Source organism: Deltaproteobacteria bacterium (genome assembly GCA_028818775.1).
Classification (GTDB): Bacteria; Desulfobacterota; Binatia; order UBA9968; family JAJDTQ01; genus JAJDTQ01.
In genome coordinates, this window is sequence record JAPPNE010000107.1 from 14,161 (window position 1) to 29,193 (window position 15,033).

A 15,033-nucleotide genomic window follows, 5' to 3' on the forward strand; every position below is an offset into this window, starting at 1 on the left:
ACGCCGGCTGGGTGGAGGCGGGCTTCGGGCTGCGCTACGTTGCCTCGGCCCGGGGGCTCACGGTGGAGGGCCGCGTGCGCGGGCTGCTCACGCACTCGGACGGCACCTACGAAGAGTGGGGCGCGGCCCCGGGCGGCGCGGAGCGGTTGTGGACCGCGGCTCCCGCCCCGGGTCTCGCGCCGGACGAAGCGTTCGCGGCGAAGGCCGGGCTCAAGGCGGAACTCGGCTACGGCCTGCGCCCGCCCGCGGGCGCCGGCGTGCTCACGCCCTACGCGGGCTTCTCCATGGCCGGCAACGGTGCCGCACGCACCTACCGCATCGGCACACGGTGGACCGCCCAGCCGGCGTTCGCCCTCGCCCTCGAGGCTCGCCACGGCCGTGCGGACGGAGACACCGAGCCGGCCGTCGCTGCCCTGCTCCGCGCATCGTTCCGCTGGTAGCTCTCGGCCGAGCGGGTCGCGTCTTCATTGCGACCGCCTGTCCGCTAAGTCTCGGTATCGTTCTGTTCCTTGGGCACGGAGGCGAGCATTCTCTCCACGAAGAACTCTGCGGCTTTGTAGGAGCTGCGCACCATGGGGCCGGCAGCGACGTAGCGGAACCCAAGCGCCACCGCCTGCTCTTCGTAGTCCCGGAAACGGTCCGGGTGCACGAACTCCGCTACGGGGAGGTGCTTCCGTGTGGGCCGGAGGTACTGGCCGAGGGTGAGGATGTCTACGTTGCGGGCGCGCAGGTCGTGCATGGTGGCGAGGACCTCGGCGCGGGTCTCGCCCATGCCGAGCAGGATGGCGCTCTTGGTGTAGATGCGCGGGTTCAGTGCCTTGACGTTCGTGAGCACGTCCAGGGTTTGCTCGTAGCCGCAGCGCCGGTCGCGCGCATAGCGCGTAAGGCGGCGGACGGTCTCGATGTTCTGTCCGATGACCTGGGGCGCGACGTCCACGACCTTCCCGAGGGCGCGGATGTCGCCGCGAAAATCCGGGATCAGTGCTTCGATGATCAGCTCCGGGCAACGGCGCCGGGTCTCGTGGATGGTGTCGGCGAAGGCCCCGGCGCCGCCGTCTTCCAGGTCGTCCCGGTCCACGGAGGTGAGGACCACGTAGCGCAGGTCCATGCGCGCCAATGCCTCGGCCACCCGCCTGGGCTCGTCCGGATCCACGGGCGTGCCCGCCTTGGCGGTCTTTACCGCACAGAACCGGCACCCGCGCGTGCACACGTCACCGAGGATCATGATGGTGGCCGTTCCCGCGCGCCAGCACTCGGCCAGATTGGGACAGCGCGCCTCCTCGCACACGGTGTGCAGCTTGAGCCCGCGGAAGTTGTCCTTGAGGCGGTTGTAGTCGGGACCGGCGGGCAGCCGCACCTTGAGCCACGGCGGCTTGCGCGCCGTCTGTGCAAGCGTGTCGATCATCGTGTTTCCAGCCTAACCCACGAACCGCGAAATGACCACCGTACTTCGGACACGTCATTCCCGCGGAAGCGGGAATCCAGGCCGGGGGAGGCCGGAAACGCCGCTATAGTGCCCCGCCACCACCCCTGGATTCCCGCTTTCGCGGGAATCACGGAAAGGGGAGTTAGGTGCTGTTTCGTGGTTGGGCCGGGCCTTGACGCAGCCTGTTTCGGGCCTTCAGCGCGTGAAGAACCCCTCCACGATGGCGTCGTGCCACAGCCGGCACACCGGGGGGATGATGCCGCGCGGGAGGTCGTCGTAGGTGAGGCCCCAGGTATGGATCCCGGCGCCCAGGGAGACGCAGGCCACCTTGGGCGCCGGGTCCATGGCGGCGTAGAGCGGCTGCGCGTCGCAGCAGCGCCGCAGGGTGACCGTGTCGTCGTCCAGGCCGTGCAGCGAGAGCATGGGAGGGACGGGCTTGGCGCCGGGACCGGACAGCTCCCGCAGGTAGCCGAGATAGCGGGCCACGAGCCGTTCCTCGTCCGCGCCGCTCATCTTCAGGCGCCGGGCGGTGACGCGGGCGGCTTGGTCGAGGGCGCCGGCGCCGTTCTTGTGGACGAAGTCCTCGGCCTTGAAGTTGGTGCGCTTCTTCGACACCTCCCACTTCTCCATGGTGAGCTCCATCAGCATGGGCAGGCCGTAGCCCTTGTCCTTGAGCCCTTCGTAGAGGTAGCGCGCCGTGTCGCGCCAGGTGCGCAGGCGCAGGTGGTTGAAAGGGAACTCCCAGCGGTCGCCGGTGGTGGCCGTGTAGATGTAGGCGAACGTGGAGGAGCCGTAGCCGAGCACGCCCTCGACATTGGAGACGCGTTGGGCCGTGATCATGGCGAACGGTCCGCCGGTTGAGTGGCCGTGGACGTAGAGGGCGTACTCGGACGGGTCGAACTCGCGCCGGCAGCTCTCCCGCAATGCTTCCTCGAAGGCCACGGGCCACGCGGCCATGCGGTGATAGAACTCGGTGCCCTCCCGCGCCACCAGCGAAATGACGGTGCCGTAGCTCTCGCGCCGGGCCTCATCGCGCGCCACTTCGTACTGGTCGCGCGTGATGCGCGTTTCCTTGGTCCACAAGGGCGTCCGGCCGCTGCCGTCGGGCTCGAGCGTATCGCCCGGCCAGTCCCTGGAGGGGTCCGGCAGGTAGAGGCGCCCGGGAAAGGTCATGAGCGTGACCTTGAAGCCGAACTTCGTGGCCAGCATGCGCGCCACGGGCTCCAGCGACTTGAAGTCCGAGGTGCCGCCGTGCAGCAGGAAGATGCCGGCGCGCCTGCCGTCCGGGGCCTTGGGGATGCGCGCTGGGTCTTCCGGCGCGTAGGTCATCGTGCCGATGTCCCAGTCCATCTCCAGGGCGCGGATGCGGAAGATGTCCTCGCGGTTCCCCACCGGGATGTCGGGCAGGTCGAGGGTTTCGCGGGAGAGCTTGACCACCTCGGGACGGGGGATGGTGTCCGGGGGCGCCCACGCGCCGTTGCCAGCATTCATTCGTTACCTCCAATCACAATCCGTTCGCCCTGAGCGTAGCAAAGCGAAGTCGAAGGGCGCCATCTTCGGGACGCAGGGGCTCACATGCCCAGCAACCCTTGCTGCCCGTAGTAGTAGAAGCCCGCGACCGCGCCGGTCATGAGGGTCGCGAGGGTGGCGCCTACGAGGGCGCGGAGTCCCAGCGCGGACAGGTCGCCGCGGCGCGCCGGGGCGAGGGCGCCGATGCCGCCGATGAAGATGCCCATCGAGGCGACGTGGGCGAAGCCGCACAGCGTGTAGGACAGGACCAGGATACCGCGCGGCGAGATCGCGCCGTCGGCCGCGAGCCTGCCCAGCTCCTGGTAGGCGACGACCTCGGTGAGGATGGCGCGCCCTCCGAGCAGGCGGCCGGCGGCCGTGAGATCGGTCTCCGCAAGACCCAGGAGCCACGCCAGGGGCGTGAAGATCCAGCCCAGGAGGCGCCGCAGGTCCACGGGTCCGGCGAGAGCATCGCTCAACGGCGCGGTGAGCTTGAGCAGGCCGTAGTCGATGAGGGCGACGAAGCCCAGGATGGCCACGAGCAGGGTGCCGATGCCCGCCGCAAGCTTGAGCCCTTCCCAGGAACCGTCCATCAGCGCCGCCATGGTGTTCTGCTTGCGTCCGCTCTCGGCCATGGGCGGCACCCCACCCAGGGTGTCCGGAGTCTCGGTTTCCGGCAGGATCAGCTTGGACACCAACGCCGCGGCCGGTATGGACATGACCGAGGCCGAGACGAGGTGGCCGGCGATGAGCGGAAAGCTGTCCTTCAGAAACAGCACGTAGAGCGCCAGGGTGGTGGACGCCACCGTGGCCATGCCGCAGGTGATGAGCGTGAGCAGCTCGGAGCGCGTCATGCGGTCGAGATACGGCCGCACGGTCATGGCCGACTCCACGCCGATGAAGATGTTGGAGGAGCCCGCCAGGGACTCGGCCCCGGAGAGCCCCATGGTGCGGTGAAACAGGACCGCGAAGAGCTTCACCACCGGTTGCAGGATGCGCAGATGGTAGAGCGCGGCCATGAGCGAGGCGAAGAACACCACCGCCGGGAACACCTGCGCCGCCAGGATGAAGCCGATGGACGGCGACCCGCCCGCGGTGGTCTCGCCCGGGTTGAGCGCCAGCGGGCCGAAGAGGAAACGCGCGCCCTCGTTGCCCGCCCGCAGGATCGTGATGACGGCGTCGTTGATCCATATGAGGGCCGTGCGGGTCCACGGGATCCAGAAGACCACCGCCCCCAGCACCAGCATCAGGCCGCCGGCCGTGAGCACCGTGCGCCAGGGGACGGGCCGCCGGAAGCCGCCCGCGGCCCAGGCCAGAAAGGCCAAGGCGATGAGGCCTCCGAGGGAACCCAGGTTGAGCCAGCTCATGGGTTCCACCGTTTAGCGCGACGTGATCGGGCGCGCAAGATTCGGTCCGCGCGACGCAAGCTGCGATTCACACGGGTAGTGGTTCAGTTTGGTGGCTACTTTCGCGCGACGTTTCTTGACAATCTCCCGTGGAGCGGGTTAATACCCGAAACATCCGGCGCGACACGAATCAGCGAGTCGGCGCCGCGCTCCTCACGCACAACCTTACAACAGGGCCGACCAGGAGGTTCCCATGGCGAACAAGTATCAGATCATCGACGGCGACGGGCACGTGGTGGAGGACATGGAGGCCATCACCAGCCGCTTCCCGGAAGCGGTGCAGCAGCAGATGCGCTGGTCCAATCCGTTCCCGCCGCTGGATCACCTGCACTCGGCCAACGCCCACAAGCTCCCGGAGGGCTCGTTCCAACAGGTGGGTTACGACGGCTGGGTGGAATTCCTGGAAGACGTGGGCATCGACCGGACGGTGCTCTATCCCACCGTGGGCCTGTCCTACGGCAAGGTGATCAGCCAGGACTGGGCCATCGACCTGGCGCGCGCCTACAATGACTGGATCGCCGAGAACTACGTGAAGAAGAGCCCGCGCTTCCAGGCGGTGGCGCTGATTCCGCTGCAAGAGCCCGCGGAGGCGGTGAAGGAGCTGCGCCGCGCGGTGGAGGAACTGGGAATGTGCGGCGCCATGCTGCCGTCCACGGGAATCCAGTTGCACCTGGGCCACAAGTACTACTGGCCCATCTACGAGGAGGCGGACAGGCTGGGCTGCTGCATCGGCATCCACGGCGGGGCGCACGAGAACCTGGGCATGGACGACCTGCATCCCTACGCCCCGGTGCACGCCCTCGGCCATCCCTTCGGGCAGATGATCTCCATGGGCGGCATCGTCTTCAACGGCATCTTCGACCGCTACCCCAACGTGCGCATCGGCTTCCTGGAAGGCGGCGTGGCTTGGCTGCTGATGTGCCTGGAGCGCTTCGACCGTTCCTACGAGACCCACATCCAGCACGATCCCCGGAGCGAGTTCCTGCAGCTCCGGGGCGGCGAGGCGGTGAGCGATTACGTGAAACGGCACATCGAGGAAGGCCGGATCTTCGTGGGCTGCGAGGGCCACGAGCCCGACCTGGCGCACGCCATCCGCACGGTGGGCAACAAGCCGTGGGTCTACTCGTCGGATTTCCCTCACGAGGTCAACAACGAGTTCTGCAAGGAAGAGCTGGGCGAGGTGATCGAGAGCGATGAGCTGACCGACGATGACAAGGCCGCGGTGCTGTCGCGCAACGCGGAACGTTTCTACAACCTGCCGGCGGGACTGTAACGTCGACGAGGCGCGGGAGGAGATTCCCGGGTTCACTGATCCCGGAGAATCTTCTCCAGCTCCTTCCGTTCCCCCTCCGTTATCCGGCCGCCACCCTGGGCATTCTCTCCCGGTCGGCGTGAAAAGTCGATCCCGTCGAACCGGAAGGCCACGAGGCTCACGATTTCGTGCCGGTAGAGCCAGCCGAGCATCACCGCTAGTATGATTACCGGCAACAGGAGCCATCCGCGCCATCCCTGAGGTTTCCTCTTGCGCGTCCGCGGTCGTTTCCTGTTGGCTCTGGCCATTGGGGCTGAGATTCCCTGTCCAGCTTTTCGATCGATTGGCGTGTTGCGCCCCTCAACTCCAACTCGAGATCAGCAGAGGCTCGGGCCACAGCACGTGCAACAACTCATCGAATACCAGATAGAGGTAGCCTTCGGCCAACGCGCCCAGCAGCAGGGCCGTGCGCCAGCGGGCGCCGTAGGCGAAGGCGTAGCCGGCGGTGAAGAGCGGCAGCGTCACGTGGAAGCCGATCAGGAGGATGCCTCCCACCAGCGCGGCGATCCAGAGGATTACCTCTCCGGTGCGGCGCAGCACGTCGGGCAGGCCGCTGTCGGTCGCGGCCTCGGCCGCGGATCCGCCAAGGTGCTTCCGGATACGCAGGATGTCCAGCGTGACCTGGAGCAGCGCTAGGGGAATGCCCACCCCCGCCAGGGAGTAGATGATGAGCGCGCTCCGCAGCGGCCACTCTTGCGCGACGCTCGCCCCCCACGCCAGCAGCGCGATGAAGCCCAGCGTGTACAGGATGTTGCCGGCGCGCAGCCGGGGGTCGTCCGGCGGCGCGGCCGGGGCGTCGCCGCGCTTGGCCTCGCGCCGCTTGCGGATAACCGGCAGCATGAGAGTGAAGACCACCAGCGCCAGCAGCAACATCACCGAGGGGCGCAGCAGCCAGGCGAAGTCGTAGCGGGCGATGGAGAGCCAGAGGTAGGTCTCCATCTGGAACCCCAGCACCGCGGCCACGAGCACCGGAGGACGGGGCCAGTCGAAGAGCTTCATCAGGTAGCCGACGGCCGAGAAGACCAGGAACGCGTACAGGTCTTCGTGGGCGTAGCTGGCGGCGAACGAGGCCGAGGCGCACAGCACCAGGGTCACCGGCACGATGACGTAGAAGGGCTGGAGCGAGAGCCGGGCGAAGGTGCCGGCGAAGCCCATGGCCAGGCTGGTGGCCATGAGGTTGGAGATCACCAGCACCCACACCATGGCCAGGGTCAGGTGAAGTTGGTCGGTGAGCATGCGGCTGCCGGGATGGATGCCGACGGAGACAAAGGCCGCCAGCATGATGGCCAGGGACGTGCTGCCCGGGATGCCGAAGGCGATGGTGGGGATGAGCGCGCCGCCTTCCTTGGCGTTGTTGGAGCTTTCCGGCGCGATGACGCCGCGCACGTCGCCGGTGCCGAAGCGCTCGCTCTGCTTCTCGGTCTGCACCGCGTGGGCATAGGCGAACCAGTCGGCGACGCTGCTGCCGAGGCCCGGCAGGACGCCCACCCATACGCCGATGGCGCTGCACCGTACCACCATCCACCAGTGCCGGAACACGTCCTTGATGCCTTCCACGAGGCCGCTGCCGAGGTCCTCGGTCTCCGAGATGCTGGTGCGTCGCACCGCCAGGTCGATGAGCTCGGGCACGGCGAAGAGGCCCAGCCCGATGAGGATGACGTTGACCCCTTCCCACAGGTAGGCGGTGTCCAGGGAGAACCGTTCGATGGCGGTCTTCTCGTCCACCCCCACCGTGGCGATGAGCAGGCCGAGGATGGCGGCCAGGAGCCCCTTGAGCGGCGCCTTGCCGCTGAGGACGCCGATGGCGCTGAGGCCCCAGACCACCAGCACGAAGAACTCCGGCGAGCCGAAGCTCAACACCAGCGGGCGCAGGATCGGCAGCGACGCCACAAGCACGATGGCGCCCAACACGCCGCCCACCGCCGACGCCATGAAGGCGGCGCCGAAGGCGCGCTTGGCTTCGCCCTTGCGGGCCATGGGGTAACCGTCCAGGATGGTGGCCTGGGAGCCCGCGCTGCCGGGCACGGCGATGAGCACAGAGGGGAAGGTGTTGGCCGTGTTGGATACCGCGCCGATGCCCAGCAGGAAGGCGATGGCGTGGTAGGGGCTCATGGTCAGGCTGAAGGGGAGGACCACGGTGAGGATGAGCAGCACGCCCACCCCCGGGAGCGCCGCGAACACGCTGCTGAGGAGCACGCCTCCCACCATCAGCAGCATGGCCTGGGGCTCCAGGATCCCCAAGAGGCCCTGATAAGCGGCCTCGATCATGTCGTTATCGGCTTTGACCCGGCGGCCCGCCGGCGCCCATGGTCAGGGCGGCGCGGCAGGCTGCCGGAACCTGAAGGAGCCCTTTGGGGGCCCGTCAGGGAGGAGTTCCCGATCAACGCTCTGGGACGTCGTACTTCTTGCGCAGCTTCGACGCGTATTGGAGGACTTCCTTGGGGACGTCGACGATCTGCGGGATGCGCTTGTTCAGCGACTCCCCGGTGACGGAAGTGAGGTCGAGGCTGAACTGCTTGCGCGCGAGCTTGAGGAACTCGGGGTCATGGACGGCCTTCTGGAAGGCTGCGCGGTAGACCTTGACATATTCCGCCGGGGTCTTCGGGGGCAGCGCCTGCCACTTGTCAATGGTCGACGGGCCCATCCACGACTCGTACCCTGCCGTGGCCAGCTTGCCGATTTTCTTTTCGGCCATGAGTTCGGGGAAGATGGGTACATCCTTGAACGACGAGCGCGGCGAGTACCCGTCAACATTGCGGACGCCCTCCTGGGCGATGAGGTTGATGACGCCGGCCTCCTTCAACTCGTTGATGATGTAGGCGTTCTGCGTCCCCAGGACGTCGATCTCTCCCTGGCTGATGGCCTTGACCAGCGCACCCGTGCCGGGATAGCCGACGATCCACTTGAGGTTCCAGCCCAGGAACTCCGCGCCCCACACGTTCATGGCCTGCCATGCGCGCGCGCCGCTGATGCCGCCGACGTTGACCTTGGCCGCTTTCTTGTCCGTCAGCCGCTTGTGGGCGTCCTTGCGGATGAACAGCACGCTGCCGCCGCGGTGAATGCCGCCGATGGCGATGAACTTGCGCGGGTCGTACTTGATCACCTTCCGCCGGAGCACGTGGGGCTGAATCGGGCTCGAGTCCGTCTGCATGAAAGTCATGCCGTCCGGCTTGATGCGGTTGGCCAGGTAGTTCGCCGCCTTGATCTTGCCGCCGCCCGCCCCCATGTACTGGTAGACGAAGCGCGGGTTGCCGGGCAGGTACTTCTGCATGAAACGGTTGATGAGCCGCCCGGAAAGGTCGGTGCCGCCTCCGGCGTTGGAGGCGACGATCACCTTGATGGTCTTCCCTTCGAAGGATACGTCGGCCAGGGCCGGCGCCGCCGCCACGGCCCACAGAGCGCAGGCCAGAATCGCGCCTGAAAGAATGCGTGCCATCTCGCACCTCCTTTCTTGGGTCAGTGCTCGCTGATATCGATCATCACGCCGTCCGGGTCGGCGAGCTGGTATTCGCCGAACTTGCACTTGGCGAACAGCTCGAGCCGCGCCTCCGCCTCCGGCCCCGCGCCCACCGGACCGGGGCTCAGGTAGGGGTTGCGCTTGGACAGCTCCTCGAGCCGGTCCTTCACCGCCTGCACGCTCTCCACCTTGAAGCCGATGTGGTCCAGCGCCGGCCGCTCGATGCCCGTGCCCGCGTAGTCGGAGATCTTCCACGGCGAGATGATCAGGGTCACCCGGCCGTCGGTCAGGTAGCAGTTGGGATCGTCCGCGGGCTTCTCCGTCTCCAGCAGGTCGAACACCTCGCGGTAGAACTGCGCCACGCGCTCGGGCTCCACCGCCCGCAGGACGAAGTGCTTCACGTAGCGGTCGGCCTCGCGGTCCCCGTCCACGTACACGTCCCGGCGGTTCTCCATCCCTTCCTGGGAGAGGTCGAACACGTTGCCCGCCGGATCGTGGGTGCTCAAGCCGGCGAACGGGCGGTTGCCCGGACGCTTGAGGATATGCACCTCCGGGTACTTCTCGGCCATGCGCGCGGCCACGCCCTCGACGTCGTCCACCTCGAAGCCGAAGTGGTCGAACCCCCCCTGGCGACCGGGCCGGCGCGGGTTGATGTTGATGCCCACGTAGCCGTCGCTCACCACCGAGGCGCTCTCGATGCGCGCGCGCTCGGCGGTCTTCATGCCGAACACCGCCTGGTAGAACTTCTCCTCGATGGCGTAGTTCTCGCTTACGATGGCCAGATGCTTGATCCTCGTCGCCATGTCGTCCCTCCCTTTGCCGAAATTGCTCTCTTCGCGTCCTGCTCAAGCACGAATGCGACAATGCACTAAAGCTCCCGCGCAAGCAAGGGCGAGGCGGAAGCCGCGAATACGTCCCAAAAGGCCGCCAACGCAACGGCCCGATTCACGACCCGGCTGCCGCGTCCCAATCGAACATGCGCCGCCGCCTGCGCGAGTTGAAGTTGATCACCTCCAGCAGCAGGCCGTCGGGGTCGGAGAAGAAGGTCGCGTAGTAGTCGGGGGAGTACTGCGTGTAGGCCTGCGGTTCGGTGGCCTCGATGCCGGCTGCGCGAAGCTCACGGCAGCCCCTGTCCACGGCTTCTTCGTCAGCCACGCGGAAGCAGAGGTGCGAGGGCGCCGCCGTGGCCGAGCCCGGCTCCACTGAGGCGTCCTCGCGCGCGACGATCCAGTAGGTGAGGTGCCGGTTGTCGTAGCGCGCCCGTGGCGACACCTTGTCGGAAGCCCTGCCCTTGCGGAAACCCAGGATCGGCATCACCGTGTCGTAGAACGCCTCCGCCACGGCGAGGTCCCGGACGGGAATGAAGATATGGTCGATGCAGATGACTTCAACGGGCATGGCAACTCTCAGTGCGCCCGGCACGTCCAGTCGCGGGCGCCCCACAGGTCGGTGCCGCCGATGATCGCGTCGGTGGCGTCCAGCGTGATGGCGTCCAGGGCCGAAACCACGGGGGCGCCGGGGTAGTTGAGCACCTGGAGTTCCCGGTAGGCGCCGGCCACCCGGTCGGCGGGCGGAAGCTCCAGGATGCGGTCGCGGCTGCCGGTGCTCACCACCGCGTCGGCGTGGGTGTCGTAGAACAGCAGCGGCGAGTCGATGCCCTCCTGTCCGCCGTACTCGTACGTGACCAGCACCGTCCTGATGCCCTTCTCCTCGCATGCGCGCACCGTCAGCATCACCTCCAGGAATGCGTTGCCCGAGCCGAGCCAAGTGATGAGGGCAGCGTCCGCCCCCAGCGCTCGCGCCACTTGCGACGCGTTGTGCGCCGCGACTTCCTTCTCCCGGAAGACCTCGAAACGGATGCGCTGCAGGATGACGCCAGCGAAATCGACCCGCTTGCCGTGCTCCCGGGAAAGGCGCATGGCCAGCGGCTGGTTTTGCCAGTCCCAGGTGGTGGGGTAGTAGGCGATGGTCTTGAGGGTGTTGCCGGTGACCGCGCCGTCCATCAGCTCGTTGGGGTGCACCACGGTGGCCAGGGACTCGCGCACCGGCAGCCCGTAGTATCCCAGGCCGGTGGGCAGGTGTTCCGACTCGGTGATGCAGCCCACGATCACCACGGCCTTGGGCAGATCCGCGTTGCCGTGCGCGGCGCCGAACGTTTCGACGTTGGCGGGTTCGGCCGCGGCCGTGGTCTCGGCCAGCCTCTGCGCAACGCGGTACTCGGCGGCCTGGATCACCTGGTGCGCCTCGGCCTCGATCAGGTCCGACGGCAGCCGCAGGTTCAGCACCAGGCTCGGAACGCGGCTGAAGCCCGACAGGTCGGCCCCCGGCCCCCACATGTCCAGGATGGCGCTCCGCTGCGCGGTGGTGCCGGTGCGGATGGTTCCCTCGTAGGCGGCGGTGGTGATGAGGGTCATGCCCGTGAGACGGTGGGTGCGGCCTCGGCCCACGGGCGCCACGGGACTGGTGATGCCGGGGAACACCTGCGTGTCGCCGCCCACCTTCACCCTGGGCTCCACCACGTCGCGGATGCCGGTGACCCGCACCCGCTCGCCCGGGCGGACGATGTCGAGCCCGGCCTCGAGGATACGGGGATCCCGCGACGCCAGCTCCACCAGCTCGGCTTCCGCCACCTCCAGCGCGCCGCCGGCGTATTGCAGCGTGCCGCCGAAGCGAAGCTCCCGCACCGGGAACTCCGCCAGCTCCAGCAGCCTCGCGTGCCGGGCGTTGCCAGCGCTCATGACGCCGCGTCCGGCGTGAACACGGTGCTCTCCTCCACCTCTTCCTCGAGGGCCTTGAGAGCGGTCTCGACGATGGACTTGCGCAGCTTCTCGTCGACCTCCGGCGGCAGGCTCGGGTCGCCGCACGGATGGGGGATCTTCACGCCCTTGACGATGCGGCTGGCGCCCACCTGTTCCGCCAGCGGGAACATGGCGCTGATCATCGACACGGGAACTCCGGCACGGTCCAATTCCTTGCTGATCACAGCTCCGCTGCGACTGCAGGTCCCTCACGTGCTCACCAACAGCGCGGCGTCCACGCTGTTGGCCTTGAGCTCCGCGGCGATCTCCTCGCCCACCCGCTTCATGGCCGCGGGCGAGCCCTGGTTGCCGGGTATGACGTAGTAGGCGGGGTAGAGATCCTCGTACTTCCCTTCCTGCTGAAGCTCCCGCAGGGCGTCCAGGGGAACGCCGTAGAGCGGGTTGGCGTTCATGTTGGCCACGTTGTAGCCGCCGTGGACCGCTTCCCACATGCCCGGCTCCATGGTCTTCAATTCCGCCACCGGATACTTGCGCCAGAACGTATTGCGGAAGGTCTTGAAGCCGTCCGGGTTGCCCCACGGCACCACGCCGCTGGTGGTGACCAGGGCGATCTTGGCCCTGCCCACGTCCTTGACCGCGGCGGCCGGCGCCACCCGGTCCCAGGTCTGCATGGGAATTTCGGTGGCGAAGGGTTTGCCCTCGATCTTGTCCAGCAGCATGTCCAGAGCCCGGTCCGCGCCGGTCCGGCCGCTGCGCTCCTGGAAGCGGATGCCCCGCGGCAGGTAGCCCTCGTCCTCGGCCGCGCCCACGGGTTCATCCTGGAGCCGCCTGAGAACGAAGCGGGCGAGTTCTTCCAGCGCCTTGCTCATGCCCGCCGCGGTCTCCGTGGTGGGGAAGAGGAACAGCCGCGCGTCGTGGTACTCGCGGTACGCGTCCACCGCCGGGTTGTCCTCGTGCATGGCGGTCACGCACACGCGCTCCAGTTCGGCCGCGACCATGTGGCCGATCTCGACGCAGGCCAGCCCGTAGCGCCCGGCGTTGAACGCCGGCCCCAGCACCACCACGTCCGCCTCGGCCGCCACGATCTCCCGCAGCAGCGCCGCCCGCGCCTCCTTGGGCTCTTCGTGGAAATGGTTGTCGCCGAAGTAGATGGTGGGCGCCACCTCCGCCTGGCCCTCCAGCAGCCGCTGCAGGCCGCGCGACGGGCCGGCGAGGGCGTCCAGGGTTCCGGCGGGGACGTCCGCCTTCTCCTCCCCGCCGATGCCGGCGAAGAACTGGTTCACGACGTGTGCCACGCGCTTCATGTTGGGCCTCCTTGCCGTTGCGTCACCGTGCCGTTTGCTGACTGCGTCTCACGGCCCACGGTAGCGAAGAGGAGTACGCCGCGCAAGGGTGCGCCTGGGGCGCTTTGACAGGTCTCGTTCGCCTGCGTATGGTTGCCGCCGGGCAAGATGGCGCCCTTCGACTTCGCTTCGCTACGCTCAGGACGAACGGTTACGGGACTCCTGACGAAGCGAGGTGGAAGGGCGCCATCGCAATCGATCAGGATCTTTCACACGAAGAGGTCGATCGCGGAAACCATGAAGGTGCGTGGAACCATGTCCCTGTCCGTGGTCGCCGCGTTTGTGGCGGTCCTGTCTCTTGGCGGCGCCGGCTTGTGGCTACGCGGGGCGGGAGGTGAACCGCCGCCGGCCCCGGCCGACTCCACGGCGCCACCCGGCGTCCGGCCGGGAAGCGCTCCCGCGCTACCGCTGCAACGTCCGTCTGACGCGGTCTACGCGCCCACGATCCATCTTGACGACTCACTGCACGTGAACCCGGGCGTAGCGCCCGCACCGGGATCCCTCGACGTCGTGGGTGAGCATGGAAACGTCCGGGTGGCGTACGGCCATGTCGCCGACGGCGCGGGCGCGCGCAGGCTGATCGAGTATCTCACGGCCGAAGCCGAGGAGACTTCCGGCATCCGCAAGCCGCACCGCGTGAGGATGACCGTCCGCGTGGTCGAGGGAGCGACTCCGGAAATGGTCGATCATACGGTGCGCGCGGTGCAGTGGATCAACGCGGCCCTGCCGCGGCAGCACCGGTTGAGGTTCGACGGCGTTCTCATCCCGCGCGAGGTCGCCGAAGGATTCGGCACGTTCAAGTGTGAGGATGTCCCGTGTGATCGGCCTCCCATACCGAACGGGGAGATCTTCGTCCGGTTCGCGCCGGCGGAAGTATGGCTCGGGGCCGAACGCGCGGCGGAGGCTCCGCACGTTTCGGGGCAGGGCGAGTTCGACGGCTGGGTCTTGAGGCGCGGTACGGGTGAGCACCGTCGCTCCCATTGGGCGGGCCAAGTGTGGATGGACCCGGCGCGAGCCGCGGGCGAAAACCGTCTGCATGTCCTGGCGCACGAGATTTTGCACGTGCTCGGGCGCCATCACGCCGACCCCGAGCGGTTCCCCGAATCGGTCATGCGTCCCGTGTACGGACCGGTGAGTCCGGGCGAGATACTCGATCCGCTGGACCGCGAGGTCCTTCTCGCCGTCCACGGAAGGCTCGCGCCCGGCGCGATGCCCAAGGACATCGCCCGCGCCCTGGAGTCCTGGGAGGACACCTCGACGCACGTCCTGGGGGAGTTGGGTCCGGCAGGCGCGGCGGTGGCGTTCGGCGCCGGGCGCCGGAACGGCCTGGCGCGGGCATGGGCCGCGGGACCCGCGTCGCGCACCCATGCCGCGGAAGACAGGCCTCTCTCCGGGAAGACGACCTGGACGGGCCGTGTCTTGGGATTCACCCCGGACGGCGAGCTGGTAGGCGGTGCAGCCTATCTCGCGGTTGGATCCGATACCCTCGACGGCGTGCTCCGGGTCACGGCGTTGGAGTCTTGGCCGAAGGGACAGCCACCGGGCGAAGTCGGCACCGGCGCCCCGTTGGGCGACGGCGAGATCAACTACCGGGTCCGCGTGCGCGGAAGCAGCTTGGTGAGCACTGACGGCGACGGCGGCCAAGTCACCGCCGCATTCTTCGGGGACGCCCGCCAGGGAATGGGCGGTGTCGTCGAGCGCGAGGACCTCACGGCAGGCTTCGCGGGCCGGCGTTAGCGCGCCTGTCGACCGTTGACGCGCCGCGAACACTTGGCCTATAGGTGAACTGACTCCGGCTGACACACTGGACCGGACGGGAGG

General features: G+C 67.9%; 13 protein-coding genes. 3 read left to right on the forward strand and 10 right to left on the reverse strand.

Translation table 11 applies throughout. The features are described from left to right. The first annotated feature begins 11 nt into the window (after positions 1-11). Positions 12-440 (forward strand): hypothetical protein, encoded by a 429-nt coding sequence (locus OXU42_12705; GenBank protein MDE0030248.1) that lies wholly within the window; start codon positions 12-14, stop codon positions 438-440. 44 nt (positions 441-484) lie between these two features. Here OXU42_12705 and lipA read toward each other — a convergent pair whose 3' ends face one another. The 3 genes from lipA to OXU42_12720 all read right to left on the reverse strand — a co-directional run bounded on the left by lipA (position 485) and on the right by OXU42_12720 (position 4,302). Continuing rightward, the gene (gene lipA / locus OXU42_12710; GenBank protein ID MDE0030249.1) at positions 485-1,405 is read right to left on the reverse strand and encodes a lipoyl synthase; all 921 of its coding nucleotides are present in this window, start codon (positions 1,403-1,405) and stop codon (positions 485-487) included. 216 nt (positions 1,406-1,621) lie between these two features. Further along, positions 1,622-2,917, reverse strand: coding sequence for a hypothetical protein (locus tag OXU42_12715; protein MDE0030250.1), 1,296 nt, complete (start codon positions 2,915-2,917; stop codon positions 1,622-1,624). Positions 2,918-2,997: 80 nt separating this feature from the next. Then, positions 2,998-4,302, reverse strand: a complete 1,305-nt coding sequence (locus tag OXU42_12720; protein MDE0030251.1) for a nucleoside permease nupX — start codon at positions 4,300-4,302, stop codon at positions 2,998-3,000. Positions 4,303-4,534: 232 nt separating this feature from the next. Between OXU42_12720 and OXU42_12725 the strand changes: the two genes are divergently transcribed. Then, complete coding sequence (locus OXU42_12725) at positions 4,535-5,614, forward strand: amidohydrolase family protein (protein MDE0030252.1); 1,080 nt, start codon at positions 4,535-4,537, stop codon at positions 5,612-5,614. A 32-nt stretch (positions 5,615-5,646) separates the two neighbouring features. Here OXU42_12725 and OXU42_12730 read toward each other — a convergent pair whose 3' ends face one another. The 7 genes from OXU42_12730 to OXU42_12760 form a co-directional block, all read right to left on the reverse strand. After that, complete coding sequence (locus tag OXU42_12730) at positions 5,647-5,829, reverse strand: hypothetical protein (GenBank protein ID MDE0030253.1); 183 nt, start codon at positions 5,827-5,829, stop codon at positions 5,647-5,649. Between the two features lie 124 nt (positions 5,830-5,953). Continuing rightward, positions 5,954-7,921, reverse strand: coding sequence for a tripartite tricarboxylate transporter permease (locus OXU42_12735; protein MDE0030254.1), 1,968 nt, complete (start codon positions 7,919-7,921; stop codon positions 5,954-5,956). Between the two features lie 112 nt (positions 7,922-8,033). Next, a complete protein-coding gene (locus OXU42_12740) occupies positions 8,034-9,089 on the reverse strand; it encodes a hypothetical protein (protein MDE0030255.1) in 1,056 nt (351 codons plus the stop codon). 20 nt (positions 9,090-9,109) lie between these two features. Beyond that, positions 9,110-9,913, reverse strand: coding sequence for a VOC family protein (locus OXU42_12745; GenBank protein ID MDE0030256.1), 804 nt, complete (start codon positions 9,911-9,913; stop codon positions 9,110-9,112). Positions 9,914-10,055: 142 nt separating this feature from the next. Next, complete coding sequence (locus OXU42_12750) at positions 10,056-10,508, reverse strand: VOC family protein (GenBank protein MDE0030257.1); 453 nt, start codon at positions 10,506-10,508, stop codon at positions 10,056-10,058. A gap of 8 nt (positions 10,509-10,516) precedes the next feature. After that, positions 10,517-11,848 carry a hypothetical protein gene (locus OXU42_12755; GenBank protein ID MDE0030258.1) on the reverse strand — a complete coding sequence of 444 codons (1,332 nt, stop codon included), beginning with the start codon at positions 11,846-11,848 and terminating at the stop codon, positions 10,517-10,519. Beyond that, complete coding sequence (locus tag OXU42_12760) at positions 11,845-13,173, reverse strand: glycine/betaine/sarcosine/D-proline family reductase selenoprotein B (protein ID MDE0030259.1); 1,329 nt, start codon at positions 13,171-13,173, stop codon at positions 11,845-11,847. The genes OXU42_12755 and OXU42_12760 overlap by 4 nt, the downstream gene beginning before the upstream one ends. A gap of 276 nt (positions 13,174-13,449) precedes the next feature. Here OXU42_12760 and OXU42_12765 point away from each other — a divergent pair, with 276 nt between their 5' ends. Further along, complete coding sequence (locus OXU42_12765; GenBank protein MDE0030260.1) at positions 13,450-14,949, forward strand: hypothetical protein; 1,500 nt, start codon at positions 13,450-13,452, stop codon at positions 14,947-14,949. Positions 14,950-15,033: the final 84 nt, after the last annotated feature.

Coding starts and splice junctions, on each gene's coding strand:
- lipA (MDE0030249.1), bottom strand. CDS start 1,405: ATGATCGACACGCTTGCACAGACGGCGCGCAAGCCGCCGTGGCTCAAG.
- OXU42_12715 (MDE0030250.1), bottom strand. CDS start 2,917: ATGAATGCTGGCAACGGCGCGTGGGCGCCCCCGGACACCATCCCCCGT.
- OXU42_12720 (MDE0030251.1), bottom strand. CDS start 4,302: ATGAGCTGGCTCAACCTGGGTTCCCTCGGAGGCCTCATCGCCTTGGCC.
- OXU42_12725 (MDE0030252.1), top strand. CDS start 4,535: ATGGCGAACAAGTATCAGATCATCGACGGCGACGGGCACGTGGTGGAG.
- OXU42_12735 (MDE0030254.1), bottom strand. CDS start 7,921: ATGATCGAGGCCGCTTATCAGGGCCTCTTGGGGATCCTGGAGCCCCAG.
- OXU42_12740 (MDE0030255.1), bottom strand. CDS start 9,089: ATGGCACGCATTCTTTCAGGCGCGATTCTGGCCTGCGCTCTGTGGGCC.
- OXU42_12745 (MDE0030256.1), bottom strand. CDS start 9,913: ATGGCGACGAGGATCAAGCATCTGGCCATCGTAAGCGAGAACTACGCC.
- OXU42_12750 (MDE0030257.1), bottom strand. CDS start 10,508: ATGCCCGTTGAAGTCATCTGCATCGACCATATCTTCATTCCCGTCCGG.
- OXU42_12755 (MDE0030258.1), bottom strand. CDS start 11,848: ATGAGCGCTGGCAACGCCCGGCACGCGAGGCTGCTGGAGCTGGCGGAG.
- OXU42_12765 (MDE0030260.1), top strand. CDS start 13,450: ATGAAGGTGCGTGGAACCATGTCCCTGTCCGTGGTCGCCGCGTTTGTG.